The following is a 19,713-nucleotide window of genomic DNA, read 5'->3' on the forward strand; positions in this document are numbered from 1 at the left end:
AATATCTTCATATTCACCCGAAGCCAAGTCAATTAATGGCTACCTTGCCCCGCGCGGGTAGCGATTACATCCATTGCGCTTCGCGGCCCCACCCAATCTGCTCCCGGCAGACCGGCTGGGGCATCTGGCGCAGGTGATGCCGGGCTGCCGGCACTCCCCTGTCTCGCCTCTACCCCGCCTCCCCATTTTGCAGATGTATTCGGCTTGCGCAGCAGCGGTTTGCCATGTTTTCGACAGGCGCTTTGTCATGGTCGCAAGCAGTGCGGCCGGGGGCGCTTGTCTCCCTCTGGAGGGGGCGCATTGCTCATGCGCGGCAGCGGCGCAATTCCTACAGTGAGTTCCCTGGGCCAATGCCTTCCGTGAAAACGCCTGCTCCTCAGTTCGGGCGGAATCGGGGAAAGGCGCCCGAAATGGGCGCTGGTTACCCTGTTCGAGCGATATGAGGTAGTACGAGTATGTAACGAATGATTCGGGAATGTAACCTGACAAACTTTGATCAACACCGCGCCAGACAAAGCCTCTAGGATTGCCTCGAAATAGAAACTAACGTACTAATGAATTTTTATTGGCCAATTGCCAATTCATGAATCCCATCTATTGCATGCATTCTTTTTTTCGTTTTTTCTATGAAAATTCAAATAGCCGATCCGGCGCCATCCGCGCCCCCCCGACTTTCGTTGGATGATCTGTTCGTTTCGCGCCTCAATTCGGACAGGCCGGACGAACGGGTCCAGGACTCGGTGGCGCTCGGGGAGCAGGGCACGCGGCGCTGGACGCAATGGCTCGGCGCCACCGGCCAGCTGCCCGACACCCCCTTTGCGGCGGCGTGGCTCCTGCTCCAGGCGCGCTGGCTCGGCGAACAGCAGCCGGATCCGTCCGAATCGGCCCGCACCTGGCTGGCCTCGCTCGACCAGGAACGGCGCCAGGCGGCTACCGCGGGCTCGGCAGGCTCGCTGGAGCCATCGCCGAAAGTTCTCTGGCTGCGCAGCGAACCCGGCGTCGACGGCGTCCAGGCCCCCCTCCTCCTCTGGCTGAGCACCACCGCATCGGATACGCCGCGCCTTCACGCCAGTGCCGCGGCAAGCCTGCTGGACGCGGCATCGGTGCAGCAGCTGCTGGCAGCCATTGCCGACACCGCCGCCGATCTGCTCGAGCGGCCCGAATGCCCGCTCCGCGAGATCCGCACCCTGCCCGCCGCCGACCGCGCGCGCCAGCTCGCCGACTGGAACACGCCCCCCGCTCCCCTTGACCCGAGCCTCACCGTGGTGGGCCTGTTCGCGCGCCAGGCCGCGGCCGCGCCCGATGCCATGGCGCTCGCGCAGGGGGATGCGCAGATGAGCTACGGCGAACTGGAGCGCCAGTCCGGCCAGCTCGCGCAGCGCCTGCAGCACCTGGGCGTGCGTGCGGGCGACAACGTGGGGCTGGTGCTCGACAGGTCGATCGAGGCCGTGGTGGCGCAACTGGGCGTGCTCAAGGCCGGCGCGGCCTATGTGCCGGTGCCGACGGATTTCCCGCCCGAGCGCATCGCCTTCATGCTCGAGCAGGCGAACGCGCAGCAGGTGGTCAGCACCTCGGCGCTGCGCCACCTGGTGCCCGCCTCCCGTGCGCTGCTGCTGCTCGACGAGGCCGAGGACACCGAACCCGCGCCCTGGAGCGCTCCCGCCATCGACGGCGAATCGGTGGCCTACGTGATGTACACCTCGGGCTCCACGGGCACGCCCAAGGGCATCGAGATCTGCCACCGCGCGATCCTGCGGCTGGTCGTCGGCATCGACTATGCGCAGCTGGCGCCGGGCCGCAGCGTGCTGCACGCCGCGCCGCTGGGCTTCGATGCCGCCACCTTCGAGATCTGGGGCCCGCTGCTCAACGGCGGCTGCTGCGTGGTGCATGGCGAGCGCGTGCCCACGGGCGCGGGCCTGGCCGGCACCATCGCGCGCCACCAGGTGCACACCGCCTGGCTCACGGCGGCGCTGTTCAACGCGGTGATCGATGACGACCCGGCGCATCTTTCGGGCCTGCGGCATCTCATCACCGGCGGCGAAGCGCTCTCGGTGCCGCACGTGCGGCGCGCGCTGGCCGCGCTGCCCGCGCTGGCGCTCAGCAACGGCTACGGGCCGACCGAATGCACCACCTTCGCGGCCACCCACCGCATTCCGGCGGCGCTGCCCGCCGACCTGCGCTCGGTGCCGCTCGGCCGGCCGATCAAGGACACCGTGCTGCGCGTGCTGAGCCCTTCGATGGAGCTGCTGCCTAGCGGCCTGGTGGGCGAGCTGTGCATCGGTGGCCATGGGCTCGCGCGCGGCTACCTGCGGCAGCCGCAATTGACCGAAGAGCGCTTCGTGCCCGATCCGTTCGGCGCGCCCGGCGATCGCCTCTACCGCACCGGCGACCTCGCGCGCTGGCTGCCCGACGGCACCATCGAATTCATCGGCCGGCGCGACGGCCAGGTCAAGATCCACGGCCACCGCATCGAGACCGGCGAGGTCGAGACGGCCATCCTCTCGCATCCCGCGATCCAGGCCTGCGCCGTCGATGCGCGGCCCGACGCCGATGGGCAGCTGCGCCTGGTGGCCTACCTCGTCGCACGCTCGCACAAGCTCTCGTGGGATGCGCTGCGCGCGCACCTGGCCGCGCGCCTGCCCGCGGCGCTGCTGCCCTCCGCGCAGGTCTGGCTCGCGCAGCTGCCGGTCACGCCCAACGGCAAGCTCGACCGCCGCGCGCTGCCCGAACCGGCGGCCGAGCGGCCCGATCTGGCGCAGCCCTTCGAGGAAGCGCGCAGCGCCGCCGAGCAGCGCGTGTGCGAAGCCTTCGCCCGCGCGCTGCACATCGAGAAGGTCGGGCGCAACGACAACTTCTTCGACCTGGGCGGCGATTCGCTGCGCGTGCTGCAGGTGCTGGCCGAACTGCAGCAGGACAGCGCGCAGCCGCTGTCGACCAATCTCTTCTTCCGCCATCCGACGCCGAGCGCCATCGCGGCCGAGCTGGAGACGGCCGCCGCCGGCGATGCGGCGCCCGCATCCTCCGCCGCGCCGCGCACAGTGCACGAGCAACAGCAACAGCAGCCCGCCGAGCCCGACGCCCACATGTCGGATGCGATTGCGCTGATCGCCACCGCCGGGCGCTTTCCGGGTGCGGCCGATGTCGAGCAGTTCTGGGAGAACCTCGTTGCCGGCCGCGACACCATCAGCTTCTTCGACGACGACACGCTCGATGCCGGCGTGAGCGACGCGCTGCGCAAGGACCCGGCCTACGTGCGGGCCCGCGGCGTGATCGAGGGCATCGAGAACTTCGACGCCGCCTTCTTCGGCATCGGCCCGAAGGACGCCGCGCTGATGGACCCGCAGCAGCGCGTGTTCCTGGAGATCTGCTGGGAATGCCTGGAACGCGCGGGCTACGTGCCCGATGCGGCGCCGGGCCCGGTGGGCGTGTATGCCGGCATGTACAACGCCAGCTACTTCCAGCGCCACGTCGCCACGCGGCCCGACCTCATCGAAGCGGTGGGCGAGTTCCAGGTGATGCTGGCCAACGAGAAGGACTACATCACCACGCGCGTGGCCAACCGGCTCAACCTGACGGGGCCGGCGGTGAGCATCCATACCGCCTGCTCGACCTCGCTGGTGGCCGTGGCCCATGCCTTCCACGCACTGCGCACCGGCCAGTGCTACATGGCGCTGGCCGGCGGCGCGTCCGTCACCTGCCCGCCGCGCAGCGGCTACCTGTACCAGGAAGGCTCGATGCTCTCGCCCGACGGGCACACGCGCAGCTTCGACGCGCAGGCCCAGGGCACGGTCTTCAGCGACGGCGCCGCGGTGGTGCTGCTCAAGCGCCTGGCCGACGCGCAGGCCGACGGCGACACCATCTACGCAGTGCTGCGCAGCGCCTGCGTCAACAACGACGGCGGCACCAAGGCCAGCTTCACTGCGCCCAGCGTGGACGGCCAGGCCGCGGTGATCCGCGCGGCGCTGGCGGCAGCCAACGTGGACGCGCGCAGCATCTCCTACGTGGAGGCGCACGGCACCGCCACGCCGATGGGCGACCCGGTCGAGGTCGAGGCACTGACCTGCGCCTATGCCGAGCACACCGGCGCGCTGGGCTACTGCACGCTCGGCTCGCTCAAGAGCAATGTCGGCCACATGGTGACGGCCGCCGGGGCCGCCGGCCTCATCAAGGCCGCGCTCTCGCTGCACCACGAGGCGATTCCGCCGACCGCGCACTTCAGCGCACCCAACCCGGCGATCGACTTCGCGCGCACGCCCTTCTACGTGAGCGGCAGCCTGCAGGCCTGGCCGCGCACCGGCCAGCCGCGGCGCGCCGGCGTCAGCGCCTTCGGCGTGGGCGGCACCAACGCGCACATCATCCTGGAGGAAGCGCCCGCGCGGCCTGCCACGGCCAGCGCCGCGGGGCCGCAGGTGCTGCCGATCTCGGCCCGCTCGGAGGCCGCGCTGGCGGTGGCCACGGAACAGCTGGCCGCACACCTCGACGCGACGCCCGGCGTGCCGCTGGCCGATGTGGCGTACACGCTGAGCGTCGGCCGCAAGGCGCATGCCTTCCGCCGCGCGGTGGTGGCCGGCGATGCGGCGCAGGCCGTGGCCGCGCTGCGCGCGGGCGACAACCCGTGGCGCGCCAGCGGCCGCGTCGATGCGCGCGCGCCGCAGCCGGTGCTGATGTTCCCGGGCCAGGGCGCGCAGTACACCGGCATGGGCAAGATCCTGCACGCCAACGATCCGGTGTTCGCAGCCGCCTTCGACACCTGCCTGAAGGCCTTCGGCAGCGCGGTGGACTTCGACCTGCGCGAGCGCATGTTCGGCGACGATCCGCAGGCGCTGCTGCCCACCGCCGTCACGCAGCCCGCGATCTTCGCCATCGAGTACGCGCTGGCGCGCCGGCTGCTCTCGCTGGGCGTGCGGCCGCATGCGCTGATCGGCCACAGCGTGGGCGAATTCGTGGCCGCGGTGATCGCCGGCGTGATGCGGCTGGAAGACGCGGCCCGGCTGGTGGCCCGCCGCGGCGCGCTCATGCAGGCGCAGCCCGCGGGCGCGATGCTGTCGGTGCGCCTGGGCGCGGCCGAACTCTCGGCCCGGCTCGGCCCGCTACTCTCGCTGGCCGCGGACAACGGACCCACGGCCTGCGTGGTGGCCGGCCCGTTCGACGCGATCGAAACGCTGCGCGCCTCGCTGCAGGAAGAAGACATCGCGAGCCGCCAGCTGCAGACCTCGCACGCCTTCCATTCCTCGATGATGGATGGCGCCGTCGCGCCCTTCCAGGCACTGGTCGGCGAGGTGGCGCTGCATGCGCCCACGGTGCCGATCTTCTCGACGCTCACGGGCCGCCTGCTCGAAGAGGCCGAGGCCACCAGCCCCGCCTACTGGGCCCGCCACCTGCGCAGCACCGTGCAGTTCTCGCCCGCCGTGCGCAGCGCCATGGCGCAGGCGGCGCGCCCGCTCTTCATCGAGGTGGGGCCCCGCAACACACTGGCCACGCTGGTGCGCCAGCACGGCGCGGCCGAAGTGATGCCGCTGCTGCACGGCGAGCCCGCCGACGAGGCCCGCACGCTGCGCCTGGCGCTGGCCCGCCTCTGGACCTGCGGCGCGGACGTGGAGCTGTCGCGCCTTTCCGTTCGCACCGGCGCACAGCGCGTGCGCCTGCCCACCTACCCCTTCGAACGCAAGCGTTTCTGGGTCGACATCGCAGCGGCCGCGGCGAGCCCGGCCATCCCTTCGCCGGTTTCGCCGCCGGCCCTGCTGCCCGTTGCCCCATCCACGCCCGCGCTCTCCGTTCCACCCACCTTCTTGGAGCCGACCGTGACAGCTGCAGTGCCCCCGCCACTTCCCTCTTCTCCCGCGTCCCCCGCCCTTGCTGCGCCCACCGAATCCATGGACACGCGGCTGCGGTCCCTGTTCGAGGACATCTCCGGCATCGACATGATGCAGGCCGAGGGACACGCCGCCTTCGGCGAGCTGGGCCTGGATTCGCTCACGCTGACACAGGTCGCCACGCAGATCAAGAAGCGCTTCAAGGTGAACCTGAGCTTTCGCCAGCTGATGGAGAACTACCGCAGCTTCGACAGCCTGTCCGCCTTCCTGCGCGAGAGCCTGCCGCCCGAGCCCGTGGTTGCGGCCGCGCCGGCCTCCGCTGCCGCGGTGCCGCTGGCGGTGGCCGCGCAGGTGCAGGCAGCGGCCGCGCAGCCGCCGGCCGCGTTCCTCCCCGGGGTGACCGTGCCGGCCGCGGGCGGCGACATCGGCAGCGGGCCGATCGTCCAGCTGGTCGCGCAGCAGATGGAACTGATGCGGCGCCAGCTCGCGCTGCTGTCGGGCGCGGCCATCGAGACGCTGCCCGTTGCGTCCGCCATGCCGGCTGCCGCCGCAAGCACCGCGGCCGTGGCGGCGCAGCCCGCCGCCGACGAACCCGCCCCGGCCAGGGAGCCGCAGCGCTACGACGTCACCAAGGCCTTCGGCGCCATCGCGCGCATCCACACCCAGCGCACCGCCGAGCCGAGCGGCCGGCAGAAGGCGCGGCTTGCGGCCTTCATGCGGCGCTATGTGGAGCGCACGCAAAAGAGCAAGCAGTTCACGCAGGCCAACCGCCCGCACATGGCCGATCCGCGCGTGGTCAACGGCTTCCGGCCGCTGACCAAGGAGATCACCTACCAGATCGTGATCGAGCGCTCCAAGGGCTCCAGGCTCTGGGACCTGGACGGCAACGAATACGTCGATGCGCTCAACGGCTTCGGCATGAACATGTTCGGCTGGCAGCCCGACTTCGTGCAGGAAGCGGTGCGCAAGCAGCTCGACGCAGGCTACGAGATCGGCCCGCAGCATCCGCTGGCGGCCGAGGTCACCGCCCTCATCTGCGAGCTCACGGGCTGCGACCGCGCCGCCCTGTGCAACACCGGCTCCGAAGCCGTGATGGCCGCGCTGCGCATTGCGCGCACGGTCACCGGACGCAGCACCGTGGTGGTGTTCACCGGCTCCTACCACGGCACCTTCGACGAGGTGCTGGTGCGCGCGGGCAAGGGCGGCAAGGGCTTGTCTGCGGCTCCGGGCGTGATGAGCGGCATGTTCGGCGACATCCGCGTGCTGGACTACGGCACGGCGGAGGCGCTGGCCTTCATCCGCGAGAACGCCGACGACCTGGCCGCGGTGCTGGCCGAGCCGGTGCAAAGCCGCCGGCCCGACTTCCAGCCGCGCGAGTTCCTGCAGGAGGTGCGCGCCATCACCGAGAAGAGCGGCACCTGCTTCATCTTCGACGAGGTCATCACGGGCTTTCGCGTCGGCCTGGGCGGCGCGCAGGAACTGTTCGGCGTGCGCGCCGACCTTGCCACCTACGGCAAGGTGATCGGCGGCGGCTTTCCGGTGGGCGTGATCGCCGGCAAGCGGGCCTTCATGGACGCGCTCGACGGCGGCGCCTGGCAGTACGGCGACGACTCGATCCCGGGCGTGGGCGTGACCTACTTTGCCGGCACCTTCGTGCGGCACCCGCTCGCGCTGGCCGCGGCCAAGGCCTCGCTCACGCACTTGAAGGAAGCCGGCCCCTCGCTGCAGGCGGGCCTCACGGGCAGCACCGCCGCCATGGCCGACGAACTCACGGCCTGGTGCGCCGAGGTGGGCGCGCCGATCGCGATCCGCCAGTTCGCCTCGCTCTGGCGCGTGAGCTGGCTCGAGGAGCATCCACTGCAGGACCTGCTGTTCGCCATGATGCGCAGCCGCGGCGTGCACATCCTGGACAACTTCCCCTGCTTCCTCACCAGCGCGCACAGCGCCGAGGACATCGCCACCATCCAGCGCGTCTTCAAGGAGTCGGTGGCCGAGATGCAGGAATCGGGCTTCCTGCCGCGCCGCGCGACGGTGATCACGGGTTTCGACTACCGCAAGCGCTGCGAAGAAGACGGCTCCGTCCTCGCCCGCGACGTCGACGGCCAGCCCTTCTGGTACGTGCCCGACGCCGCGAGCCCCACCTCCCTCATCAATGGAAAGGCCGCAGCATGAACGCCGTTCTCCGCCCCGCCGCCACCGGCGGCCTCATCGAATGCGTCATACCGACAACCGAGTCGCAGCGCGAGATCTGGCTCGGCGCGTCGATGAGCACCGACGCCTCGCTGGCCTACAACGAATCGGTGCTGCTGCGCCTGCGCGGGCCGCTGGACACCGGCGCCATGGCGCGTGCCGTGGCGCAGCTGGTCGAACGGCACCAGGCGCTGCGCGCCACCATCTCGCCGGACGGCAGCTGCATGCTGGTCAGCCGGCCCGGCGAAGGCATGCTGGAGCAGCAGGACCTGAGCGGCCTCCTGCCCGAGGCCCGGGCGCTGGCGCTGAAGGCCGCGCATGACGACGCGGTCTGCACGCCCTTCGCGCTGGAGCACGGCCCGCTGTTCCGCGCGGTGCTCTTGCGGCTCGGCGATGCCGAGCATGAGCTCGTGATGTCGGCCCACCACGTGGTGTGCGACGGCTGGTCCTGGATGGTCATCAGCGAGCAGCTCGGCCATCTCTACGCCGAGCAGGCCGGCAGCGGGCAGCCGCTGAAGCCCGCGCCCAGCTATGCGGAATTCGCCGCCGAGGAAGCCGCCGAGGCCGCACATCCCGACATGCAGCCGCACGTGGACTACTGGCTGGAGCGCTTCGCGGGCGGCACCCTGCCGGTGCTCGACCTGCCGGTGGACCATCCGCGGCCCGCCGTGCGCACCTTCCATTCGCGGCGCACCGAGCGCCTGCTCGACCGCCGCCTCGTGAGCAGCCTGCGCTCCATGAGCGCGAAGACCGGCGCCAGCCTGTTCGCGGGCCTGTTCAGCGGCTTCGTCGCCACGCTGCACCGGCTCACGGGGCAGGACGACATCGTGGTGGGCATTCCGGCGTCGGGCCAGGTCGCTCGCGACATGCCCGGCCTGGTGGGCCACTGCGTGAACCTGCTGCCGCTGCGCGTGGCGGTCCATGCCCAGCTTCGCTTCGATGCCCTGCTGAGCGAATGCAGCACCACGGTGCTCGACGCCTTCGAGCACCAGGCGCTCACCTATGGCGCCCTGCTGGGCAAGCTGTCGCTGCAGCGCGACCCGAGCCGGCTGCCGCTGGTGAGCGTGGCGTTCAACGTCGACCCCGACGTGGCAAGCAGCGCGCAGACCTTCCCGGGCCTCGAAGTCGCGCAGGACACGATCGCGCGCCAGTACGAGAACTTCGAACTCTTCCTGAACCTGCGTCCGCTCGACGGCGGGCTGCAGATCGAGACGCAGTACAACACCGACCTGTTCGACGAGGCCACGGTGCAGCGCTGGCTCGACATCTTCGAATGCGTGCTGCGCTCTGCCGTGCGCAACCCCGGCGAGACGGTCGGCCGGCTCGAGGTGCTGTCGGCCGAGGCCGCGCACGAATTGATCGCGCTGCAGCCGCCGCGCACGCCGCTGGAGAGCGCGCCGCATGCGCTGGCCCGCTTCCTGGCGCGCGTGCCGCTGCAGCCCGAGCGCCCCGCGGTGCGCGACGGTGCGCGGGTCTGCAGCTATGCCGAGCTCGATGCCGAGTCCAACCGCCTGGCGCGGGCGCTGCGCGCACGCGGCGTTCGCCGCGGCGAGCGCGTGGGGCTGTGCCTGGAACGCAGCATCGAGATGGTCACCGCGCTGGTGGCGGTGCTCAAGGCGGGCGCGGCCTACGTGCCGCTCGATCCCGGGTTTCCGCAGGCACGGCTCGAGCACTACGCCAAGGACGCCGGGCTCTGCCTGCTGCTGACTTCGTCGGACATCGCGGTGGCGCCGCGCAACTGGCGCGCCGACGCGGCCGAGCGGGTGTTCGAGATCGACCGCCACAGCGCCTGGCAGCAGGAAAGCGGCGAGCCGCTGCCGCCGAGCGGCGACGATGCCGGCCCCGACGACGGCGCCTACGTGATCTACACCTCGGGCTCCACCGGCCTGCCCAAGGGCGTGTGCGCGCGGCACCACTCGGTGGTGGTGCTGCTGCAGTGGATGCAGCGCAAATCGGCCCTGAGCCCGAACGACCGGATCGCCGCGGTGACCACCCTGTCCTTCGACATGGCGGTGCCGGAGCTGCTGCTGCCGCTGTCGGGCGGCTCCGAGATCGTCATGGTGCAGCGCGAGGTGGCCATGGACGGCAACCGCCTGTGCCGGCTGCTCAAGGAAGAGCGCATCACCTTCCTGCAGGCCACGCCCGGCATGTGGCAGCTGCTGCTCGATGCCCAGTGGCCCGGCGCGCCCGGCTTCCGCGGCTGGACCGGCGGCGAGCCGCTGCGGCCCAGCATGGCGTTCGCGCTGTGCGAGCGCATGGACGAGTTCTGGAATGGCTACGGGCCGACCGAGACCACCGTGTATTCCACGGCCTGGCTGGTGCGGCCGGACGTCGTCGCCTCGCGCGGCGTGTCGATCGGCCACCCCGTCGACAACACCGAGATCTGGATCCTCGACGGCGACCTGCAGCCCTGCCCGATCGGCGTGCCGGGCGAGATCTGCATCGCGGGCGACGGCCTGGCGCTGGGCTACATCGACCGCCCCGAACTCACGGCCGAGCGCTTCGTTGCCGCGCGCATCTTCGGCAGCGCCAAGACGGTGTACCGCACCGGCGACCGCGGCCGCTGGCGCAACGACGGGCTCATCGAGCACCTGGGCCGGCTCGACTTCCAGCTCAAGGTGCGGGGCTACCGCATCGAGCCCGGCGAGATCGAGGCGCGCTGCTGCGAGGTGGCCGGCGTCTCGCGCTGCGTGGTGGTGGCGCGCGAAGACAGCCCGGGCGATGTCCGGCTGGTGGCCTACCTGGCGCTGACGCCGGGCGTCGACTTCGAGCTGGACGTGCTGATGGCGCACCTGCGCGAGAGCCTGCCGGCCTTCATGCTGCCGCAGCACGTGGTGGCGCTGGACGCGCTGCCCACGCTGCCCAACGGCAAGGTCGACCGGGTCTCGCTGCCCGCGCCGCAGGCGGTGTCGCGCGACGAGGCGCGGCGCGGCGCCGGCCCGCGCACCGAAAGCGAACGCAAGGTGCTCGCCACCATGGAAAAGGTGCTGAGCCTGCCGGGCCTGGACATGCGCGACGACTTCTTCACGATGGGCGGGCATTCGCTCCTGGCCTCGCGCCTGACCACGCTGCTGAGCCGCGAGTTCCAGATCACGCTGCCGCTGCGCTCGCTGTTCGAGGCGCCCACGGCCGAGAAGCTGGCCGCCGTGGTCGAGGGCCTGCAGCGCGTGGGCGCCGGCGCGCAGGCGCCGCTGCCCTGCCGCATCGACCGCAAGACGGCGCCGCTCACGCCCGCGCAGGAGCGCATCCGCTTCATGGAAGACCTGCACCCGGACCGCTCGGTCTACAACGCGCCCGCGGCGCAGCGCCTGACCGGCGTCTTCGATGCCGAGCGCTTCGAGGCCGCGTTCAAGGAAATCATCCGCCGCCAGCCCGCCATGCGCACCCGCATGGGGACCGATCCGCACACCGGCCAGCCGGTCCAGCTGATCGCGGAAGCGGTGGATTTCTCGCTGCCCTTCGTCGACCTGCGCGACCTGCCGGCCGACCAGCGCGAGGCCGAGCTGGCCGAACGCATGCAGGAGCTCGCCGACCGGCCGATCGACATCCACCGCGCGCCGATGCTGCATGCGGCGGTGTTCCAGCTCGACGTGCACGAGCATGTGTTCGTCTTCGTGCCGCACCACCTGATCTGGGACGGCTGGTCCTTCGACCTGCTGCAGCGCGAACTCTCCGCCATCTACGACGCGGCCGAGCGCGGCCGGCCGCACGGGCTGGCGCCCATCGCCACCACGCAGGGCGACTATGCCGAGTGGCTGGCCCACTGGATGAAGGAGCCCTCGTTCCAGGACCAGCTCGACTTCTGGCTCAAGCGCTTTGCGAGCGCGCCGATGCCGCGCCAGCCCAACACCGACATGCCGCGGCGCGCCGGCAAGAGCGGCCAGGGCGGCGCCCACTGGATCCGCGTCGACCTGGCCACCACGCAGCAGCTGCGCAAGGTGGCGCGCGACATGGACGTGACGCTCAGCATGCTGACCTTCGGCGTGTATGCCTTTGCGATGAGCAGCATCATCGGCTCCGAGACCATCGTCATCGCCAACCCGGTGCGCGGCCGCCAGCAGCCCGAAACCGAGGACGTGATCGGCTTCTTCAACAACGTGCTGCCGGTGTCGCTGCAGGTCGGCCTGCAGCAGCCGCTCGCGGAGTTCATGCGCTACGTGAAGCGCGAGCTGCTCTCGCTCATGAACTACCAGCAGGTGCCGTTCGAGCGCCTCATGGCGGAGCCCGCGCTGGCCGCGCGCATCCGCGCCGTGGGGCCCTACCAGGCGATGTTCTCGTTCCAGGATGCGCGCGACCGTGCGCGCCGGCTCGGCAGCCTGCAGACGCGGCAGCTGCACCTGATGCAGCGCGGCGCCACCGACGACATCGGCGTGTGGCTGATGGACAAGCCGCACGGGCTGGAAGGCGCGCTGATCTACAACGCCGACATCTATCTGCGCGAGACCGGGGCGCAACTGCGCGACCGCTATCTCGAGCTGCTGCAGAAAGTGGCCGAACGTCCCGAGGCCTCGCTGGCCGAGCTCGCGAGCGAAGAAGGCTCCGCGAGCGCCGCCTACCTGCGCAGGCTCGCGGCCGTCGATCCGCTCAGGGCCGCGGCGCCGGTGGATGCGCCGGCCGGTGCCGCGGCCGCGGAGGAAGGCAGCATCCTGATCCCCGAACACGCGCGGCTCGCGCAGATCTGGGCCTCGGTGATCGGGATCGACGTCAACGACATCCGCTCGAGCGACAACTTCTTCGACCTCGGCGGAGATTCGCTGCTGGTGCTGCGCGCGATCCAGCAGGCCGAGAAGACGCTGGGCTACCGCGTGCAGCCGCGCCGCTACCTGTTCGAGAACCTCGGGCAGATCGCCTCGTCCGCGCAGCAGGCCGCGGAGGACGCGGAGCTCTCGGATCTCGGAAAACTGCCGCTCGGCAACCTGAAGGGCACGGCGCGCAGCGACGGCCTGCTGAGCCGCGCCTTCGGCAGCTGGCTGCGCAAGGAGTGATTCATCATGGTCTCCGCAGCTTTCTCCCTGACTTCCGTCGATGCACCGGTCTGCCGGTATCTCGAACTGGACGGCGAACCCGGCCCCGAGGCCGAGCGGCTCCTCTCCGACGAGGAACTGGAGCGCGCCGCGCAGTTCCGGTTCGCGGCCGACCGGCAGCGCTTCGTGGCCGCGCATGCCGCGCTGCGCTGCGCGCTGGCCGCGCAGACGGGCGAACGCCCCGAGGCGCTGCGCTTCACCCGCAGCGCATTCGGCAAGCCTTCGCTGTCGGGCTGGCCGCGGCTGCGGTTCTCGCTGAGCCACAGCCTGGGGCTGGGACTGCTCGCCATCGGCGAGCGCGGTCCGCTGGGGGCCGACGTCGAGCTGCTGCGGCCGATTCCCGACGCGCTCGCGCTGGCCGCGCAGCATTTCACGGACAGCGAGAGCGAGGCGCTGCTGGCCCTGCCCGCCGCCGAGCGCGAGCATGGCTTCCTGACCTGCTGGACGCGCAAGGAAGCCTGCCTCAAGGCCATCGGCCTTGGGCTGATCGTGCCGACCGAGCGCTTCGAGGTGGGGCTGGAGCCGGACTGCCGGAGCGTGGAAGTGCCCGTGGCCGGCCGCATCCTGTGGCTCGTGCTGCAGCCCGCGCCGCTGCGCGTGGACAGCGTGGGAGCGATTGCGGAATGGCGGCAGACCCACGTGCGCGCCGTCATGCCGAGCTTCGCGGCGCAGACCTGCACCCGCTCCCGCTCGGCGGAAAGGCGCGCAGCGCAAAGGGTGCCGCAATGAACGCACACCCCTTCATGTTCGGACCGGCGTCGCGCCAGATCTTCGGTGTGTTTCATGCCGCCGGCGACGGACGGCACGGCAGTACCGCGGTGCTCGTGTGCCCGCCCTTCGGCCAGGAGGGCCTGCGGACCCACCGCTTCTTCAAGGTGCTGGCCGAGCGCCTCGCGCGCTCGGGCATCGCCACCTTGCGCTTCGACTTCCACGGCGCGGGCGACTCGCCTGGCGATGAGAGCGAAGGAGAGCTCGACGGCTGGCGCCGCGACCTGTGCTCGGCCCACGAGGAGCTGCGCCGCAGGGCCCCGGGGAGCCGCATCGTCTGGGTCGGCGCGCGGCTCGGCGCCACCCTGGCCGTGCTGGCGGCGCGCAACGGGCGCTGCGACCCGGCGCGGCTCGTGCTGTGGGAGCCGGTGATCGACGGCCGGCGCTATGCGCGCCACCTGCGCGAGCAGCATGTGGCGGCCATCGACACGACCTTCTGCATTCCGGACCTGGTCTGGCGCCGCAACCTTGCGCAGGACCCCGACGCGCTGCCCGAGGAAGCGCTGGGCACCGTGCTGTCGCCCGCGCTGCGCACGCAGCTCGGCGCGCTGGCGCCCGAATCGCTGCCGCTCACGGCCCTGCACGACACGCTGGTGCTGACCTCGCCCGACGACCAGCACACGGCGCAGTGGGCGGCCGAGCAGCAGTCGCGCCACATGCCGGTGCGGCTCGCCTACTTCCAGCACCGGCTCGACTGGACCGCCGATCCCTATCCCAACAGCGCCATGGTTCCGGCCGACGCGCTCAACCGCCTGCAGGGGGCCCTCCATGAATGACATGACGCAATGCCCCGTCCGCTTCGGACCAGGAGACGCACTGATGGGCATGATCACCATTCCCATGTACCGGGCGCCGGCCGACGTCGCCTGCCTGATGCTCAACATGGGCGCCAACCACCGGGTCGGGCCGCGCCGCATCAACGTGAAGCTGGCGCACGTGCTGGCCGCGCGCGGCGTGAGCAGCCTGCGCTTCGACCTTGGCGGCGTGGGGGACAGCGACGCGTCCGACGCCTCGTCCGACCTGCAGGCCCGCGCGGTGCGCGACCTGCGCGCCGGCATGGACCTTCTCGAGAACATGCTGGGCATCCGCAAGTTCGCGATCGTGGGCATGTGCTCGGGCGTGGAGCACGCCATGACCGCGGCCGCGACGGACACGCGCGTGGTGGCGCTCTCGCTGTTCGACGGCTTCGCCTTTCCGGACCGGCGCTCGCGCTGGGAACGCACGCTGCGGCGCGCGCTGGCGGCGCCTGCGCATCCGTCGTTCGCGGGCAAGGCCAAGCGCTGGCTGCAGCGCCACCTGCTGCCCAGCCATTCGACCAAGCCGCTGCCCGGCTTCTTCGCCGAACGCAAGCCGCCCGAGGTCAACGCCGTGTGGTTCGGCGCCACCATGCGGCGCCTGGTCGAGCGCAAGGTGGCGGTGCAGCTGCTCTATTCGGGCTCGCTGCATGTCTGCGACCACGACCGCGACCAGCTCGGCCCGTTCCGCAGCGAGCCGTTCGCGCAGGCCGTGCAGTACGAATTCATGCGCGAAGCCGACCACACGCTGTGCACGGCGCGGGGACAGCAGCTGTTCCTGCGCTCCGTCGGCGGCTGGGTGGCCGCCTGCGCCATCGGCGCCGGCCCGGAACGCCGCAGCCCCAGCACCAGCCCGAGCCCGCTCGCACCCGTCGTGGAGCGCCCCGAGCACGGCGCCTACGTCCCGCAGTGAACCGATTCCCCAGGAAGAAAGGACACACCCCATGGCACACCCCGCTCCGGCCAGTTCCTTGCGCATCGCCCGCGCCGTTCCCGCCCGCACCCGCCCCCGCATCCGATCGGCGGCACTGCTGCTGCTGCCGCTGTGCCTGGCCGGATGCGGGGTTCCGGGATTCGGTCCGCCCGACAGCGGCAACTGGGGCGCCTACCGCTCGAGCGGCGACGCGAAGGGCGAGCCGAAGATCGTCTCCATCACGCCCGAGCTGATCCGCACGATGGCAACGCGCAACCCCGCCGCGCTGCCGGCCGATGTGCGGCAGCTGTTCGGCAAGGCGCCGGCGTACACGATCGCCCCGGGCGACGTGGTCGGCATCGTGGTCTACCGCCATCCCGAGCTGATGCCCACCGCGGGCGCGGTCATCTCGCAGCAGACGGACCCGACCGGGGTGAGCGTGGCGCCCGGCTTCATCGTCGATGCCGAGGGCGAGATCAGCTTTCCCTACATCGGCCGCACCAGGATCGAGGGCATGACGGAGAGGTCCGCCGCCGAGATGATCTCCAGCAAGATCTCGCCCTTCGTCAAGGATCCGCTCGTGAGCGTCAGGATCCAGTCGTTCCGCAGCCGGCGCGTCTATGTGGAGGGCGAGGTCCGCACGCCGGGCCTGCAGATCTTCACCGACGTGCCGATGACGCTGGCCGAGGCCATCAACCGCGCCGGCAGCATCACGCAGGCGGGCGACCGTTCGCGCGTGACCCTGACGCGCGGGGAGCGCACGATGGTGATCGACCTGCCGCTGCTTCGGCGCCTGGGGCTCGACCCGACCCGCATCCCGCTGCAGAACGGCGACATCGTGAACGTGGGCAGCCGCGACGACAGCCGCATCTACGTGATGGGCGAGATCCAGCGCCCGACGGCCCTGACGATGCGCGACGGCCGCCTGAGCCTGAACGAGGCGCTGGGCGATGCGGGCGGCCCGGCGCTGCAGACCGCGTCGACCGACCAGATCTACGTGGTGCGCAATTCGAGCGGCGACGTGCCCGAGGTGTTCCACCTCGATGCGAAGAACCCGGTGGCGCTGGCGCTGGCCGACCGCTTCGAGCTGCAGCCGCGCGACGTGGTCTACATCGACCCCGTGCCGCTGGCGCGCTGGAACCGCGTGATCAGCCTGATCCTTCCCGCCGCGCAGGTCGTGAACCTCGGCGGCACCACCAGCCGCCGCTGAAGCCGCGCCCCCAACCCGTCCAGGCAACACACAAAGGTGATCCCCATGAATGCGCACTGGCAACCTGCACTCCCCGCTCCCTCGGTCCCCGATGCCGCGGCATCCGACAACCCTCCTTCCAGGCTCAGGGAGCATGTCGACCTGCTGCTGGACAACCGGTGGAGGATCGCGGGCATCACCGCTGTCGCGCTGCTGCTGGGCGCGGCCTACGCCATGTTCGGGCCGCGCGTGTACGAGGCCAACGTGCTGATCCAGGTCGAGGACCCGGACCGCTCGGGCGGCACGCTGGTCGGCGACTCCGCGAGCAACGCGCTCAACGCCAAGACGCCGACCGCGGGCGAGGCCGAGATCCTCAAGTCGCGCCTGGTGCTCGAGCAGGCGATCGAGAACACCAAGCTCTACATCGAGGCGCAGCCGCTGTACGTGCCGATCGTCGGCGCCTGGCTGGCGCGCCACGCCAAGGCGCTCTCCGAGCCGGGCTTCGCGGGCCTGTCGGGCTACGTGAGCGGCAAGGAGCAGATCGTGGTCGCGCAGATGGACGTGCCGGTGGATCTCGAAGGCAAGCGCTTCCTGCTGACCGCGGGCGCGAACGGCAGCTACACGCTGACCCACCCCAAGCTGGACAAGCCGATCGCCGGCACCGTCGGCGTGCCGCTCGACGCGCAGACCCCGCTCGGCCCGATCCACCTGCTGGTCGGCTCGATCTCGGGCCTGCCCGGCGCGGCCTTCGAGCTGGTGCGCCAGTCCAAGCAGCTGGTGCTGCTCGACCTGCAGCGCGAGCTGCGCGTGATCGAGAAGGGCAAGCAGTCGTCGGTCGTGGAAGTGAGCTGGCGCGACGGCAACCGGACGCAGCTGGCCAACCTGCTCAATGAGGTCGCGCAGCTCTACGTGCGCGTGAACATCGACCAGAAGACGGCCCAGGCGCAGCGCGCCCTCAACTTCCTGGGCACCGAGCTGCCCAAGCTCAAGCTGCAGCTGGAGCAGTCCGAGGAAATCTACAACCAGTACCGCAACCAGAACGGAACCATCAGCCTGGACGACGAGGCGCGCAACGCGCTGTCGCAGAACCTGGAACTGCAGACGAAGCTGTTCGATGCCACGCAAAAGCGCATCGAGCTCTCCGAGCGCTTCACGTCCAGGGACCCGAGCGTGATGACCGTCGACGCGCAGATCGCCTCGCTCAAGAAGGCGATGGGCACCGTGGAGCAGCGCATCCGCCGCATGCCCATGCTGCAGCAGAACTCGCTGCGCATGCAGCGGGACATCAAGGTCAACACCGACCTGTACGTGTCGCTGCTCAACAGCTCGCTGCAGATGCGCCTGGCCAAGGAAGGCCGCATCGGCAACGTGCGCGTGCTCGACCAGGCGCTGCTCCCGGAAAAGCCGATCCGGCCCAAGCCCTCGATCGTCATGGGCATCGCGCTGATCGCGGGCCTTTCGTTCGGGGCGGGCTCGGCGTTCCTGCGCAGGTCGTGGCGCAAGACCATCGCCAGCCCGGCCGAGATCGAGACCCACACGGGCCTGGACGTCTACAGCACCGTGACGCTCAGCACGAACCAGCCCCTGCTCGACCGCGCCATTCGCCACGCCAAGCCCGGCGTGCACCTGCTGGCGGCGCAGCATCCGAACGACCCGGCGCTGGAGGGGCTGCGGCGGCTGCGCACCGCGCTGAAGTTCGCCATGCCCAAGGCGTCGAACAACCGCGTCATGATCTCCAGCGCCACGCCGGGTGCGGGCAAGACCTTCGTGGCGGGCAACCTGGCGGCCGTGCTCGCCTCGACCGGCCGCCGCGTGCTGCTGATCGACGCCGACCTGCGGCGCAGCAGCCTGGCAAGCATGTTCGGGCTGAAGCGCCGCGGCGGCCTGTCGGAACTGATCCGCGGCTCGATCGAATTCCAGAACGCCGTCCACACGGGCGTGCTCGGGCACCTGGACGTGATGACCACCGGGGCGCTGCCCTCGGACCCGAGCGCGCTCCTGACGAGCGACGCCTTTGCCGAGGTTCTCGAAAAAGCCTCGGAACACTACGACGTGGTGATCGTGGACACGCCGCCGATGCTGCTGGCTTCCGAGACCGCCGAGCTGGCGCCCTGGATGGGCACGCTGCTGATGGTGGCGCGCGCCGGGGACAACGAACTGGGCGACCTGTCGGAAAGCGCGAACCAGCTGCGGCATTCCGGCTCGCAGTTCCAGGGCGTGGTGCTGAACGCGATGGACACCAGCCGCCGCTACTACGGCAAGCTGGCCTACCGCTACGGCGGCTACCAGCCGCGGGTGCACGAGTACCCGAGCGCGGTGGCCGAGCTTCCCCAACCTGCCCGTGCGAGCGCCGCATCATGAACACACTGCGATCGGATGCCGCCGTCCATTCGCCTGGCAATTCACGGCTGCTGATGGGCACCAAGCGGGCCGTGGACGTGCTGCTGGCAGGCGGCTTCTTCCTTCTGCTGGGGTGGGCGTTCGCGCTGGTCTGGATCGGCGTGCTGCTGACTTCCGGCAAGCCCGGCATCTACAAGCAGCCGCGCTACGGCCGGGACGGGCGCGTCTTCAGCTTCTACAAGTTCCGCACCATGGTGCCCGATGCCGACGCCGTGCTGGAACGCTACCTGCGCGGCAACGAGGCGGCCCGGCGGCAATGGGAGATGTACCAGAAGCTGGACCGTGATCCGCGCATCACGCGCTTCGGCGCGGTGCTGCGCAAGTACAGCCTGGACGAGCTGCCCCAGTTCTGGAACGTGCTCAAGGGCGACATGAGCGTGGTCGGCCCGAGGCCCTGCATGTTCGCCCAGAAGGAGCTGTACGGCGTCTATTGGAGCAGCTACTGCGCCGTGCGGCCCGGCATCACCGGGCTGTGGCAGGTGAGCGGGCGCAACGAGATCAGCTACCGGCGCCGCGCGGCGATGGATGCGGACTACGTCGCCACCCTCTCGATCCGCCAGGACATCGCAATTCTCCTGAAGACCTTTCTCGTGGTGGCCGGGGCACGCGGCTCGCGCTAGGC

General features: G+C 70.7%; 8 protein-coding genes. All 8 read left to right on the forward strand.

Annotated features, from left to right (window positions below; translation table 11 throughout):
- Positions 1–626: 626 nt before the first annotated feature.
- The 8 genes from AC1DMS_RS05015 to AC1DMS_RS05050 are packed head-to-tail and all read left to right on the forward strand — an operon-like array spanning position 627 to position 19,711.
- A complete protein-coding gene (locus tag AC1DMS_RS05015; protein WP_478180723.1) occupies positions 627–7,985 on the forward strand; it encodes an amino acid adenylation domain-containing protein in 7,359 nt (2,452 codons plus the stop codon).
- A complete protein-coding gene (locus tag AC1DMS_RS05020; protein ID WP_478180724.1) occupies positions 7,982–12,988 on the forward strand; it encodes an amino acid adenylation domain-containing protein in 5,007 nt (1,668 codons plus the stop codon). The genes AC1DMS_RS05015 and AC1DMS_RS05020 overlap by 4 nt, the downstream gene beginning before the upstream one ends.
- A 6-nt stretch (positions 12,989–12,994) precedes the next feature.
- Positions 12,995–13,756 carry a 4'-phosphopantetheinyl transferase family protein gene (locus AC1DMS_RS05025; RefSeq protein WP_478180725.1) on the forward strand — a complete coding sequence of 254 codons (762 nt, stop codon included), beginning with the start codon at positions 12,995–12,997 and terminating at the stop codon, positions 13,754–13,756.
- Complete coding sequence (locus AC1DMS_RS05030; RefSeq protein ID WP_012748285.1) at positions 13,753–14,571, forward strand: serine aminopeptidase domain-containing protein; 819 nt, start codon at positions 13,753–13,755, stop codon at positions 14,569–14,571. The genes AC1DMS_RS05025 and AC1DMS_RS05030 overlap by 4 nt, the downstream gene beginning before the upstream one ends.
- A gap of 43 nt (positions 14,572–14,614) precedes the next feature.
- On the forward strand, positions 14,615–15,502 hold the full coding sequence (locus AC1DMS_RS05035) for an alpha/beta hydrolase family protein (protein WP_012748286.1): 888 nt from the start codon (positions 14,615–14,617) through the stop codon (positions 15,500–15,502).
- 31 nt (positions 15,503–15,533) lie between these two features.
- A complete protein-coding gene (locus AC1DMS_RS05040; protein ID WP_278876631.1) occupies positions 15,534–16,712 on the forward strand; it encodes a polysaccharide biosynthesis/export family protein in 1,179 nt (392 codons plus the stop codon).
- A gap of 45 nt (positions 16,713–16,757) precedes the next feature.
- Positions 16,758–19,052 carry a polysaccharide biosynthesis tyrosine autokinase gene (locus tag AC1DMS_RS05045; RefSeq protein WP_012748288.1) on the forward strand — a complete coding sequence of 765 codons (2,295 nt, stop codon included), beginning with the start codon at positions 16,758–16,760 and terminating at the stop codon, positions 19,050–19,052.
- Complete coding sequence (locus AC1DMS_RS05050) at positions 19,049–19,711, forward strand: sugar transferase (RefSeq protein ID WP_012748289.1); 663 nt, start codon at positions 19,049–19,051, stop codon at positions 19,709–19,711. Before AC1DMS_RS05045 ends, AC1DMS_RS05050 begins: the two co-directional genes overlap by 4 nt.
- Positions 19,712–19,713 lie beyond the last annotated feature (2 nt).

The organism is Variovorax sp. 05T418, assembly GCF_056396385.1.

Bases quoted from the DNA above. Each gene is read 5' to 3' on its own strand.
- AC1DMS_RS05040 (WP_278876631.1), top strand. From the start codon at position 15,534: ATGGCACACCCCGCTCCGGCCAGTTCCTTGCGCATCGCCCGCGCCGTT.
- AC1DMS_RS05015 (WP_478180723.1), top strand. From the start codon at position 627: ATGAAAATTCAAATAGCCGATCCGGCGCCATCCGCGCCCCCCCGACTT.
- AC1DMS_RS05050 (WP_012748289.1), top strand. From the start codon at position 19,049: ATGAACACACTGCGATCGGATGCCGCCGTCCATTCGCCTGGCAATTCA.
- AC1DMS_RS05035 (WP_012748286.1), top strand. From the start codon at position 14,615: ATGGGCATGATCACCATTCCCATGTACCGGGCGCCGGCCGACGTCGCC.
- AC1DMS_RS05025 (WP_478180725.1), top strand. From the start codon at position 12,995: ATGGTCTCCGCAGCTTTCTCCCTGACTTCCGTCGATGCACCGGTCTGC.
- AC1DMS_RS05045 (WP_012748288.1), top strand. From the start codon at position 16,758: ATGAATGCGCACTGGCAACCTGCACTCCCCGCTCCCTCGGTCCCCGAT.
- AC1DMS_RS05030 (WP_012748285.1), top strand. From the start codon at position 13,753: ATGAACGCACACCCCTTCATGTTCGGACCGGCGTCGCGCCAGATCTTC.
- AC1DMS_RS05020 (WP_478180724.1), top strand. From the start codon at position 7,982: ATGAACGCCGTTCTCCGCCCCGCCGCCACCGGCGGCCTCATCGAATGC.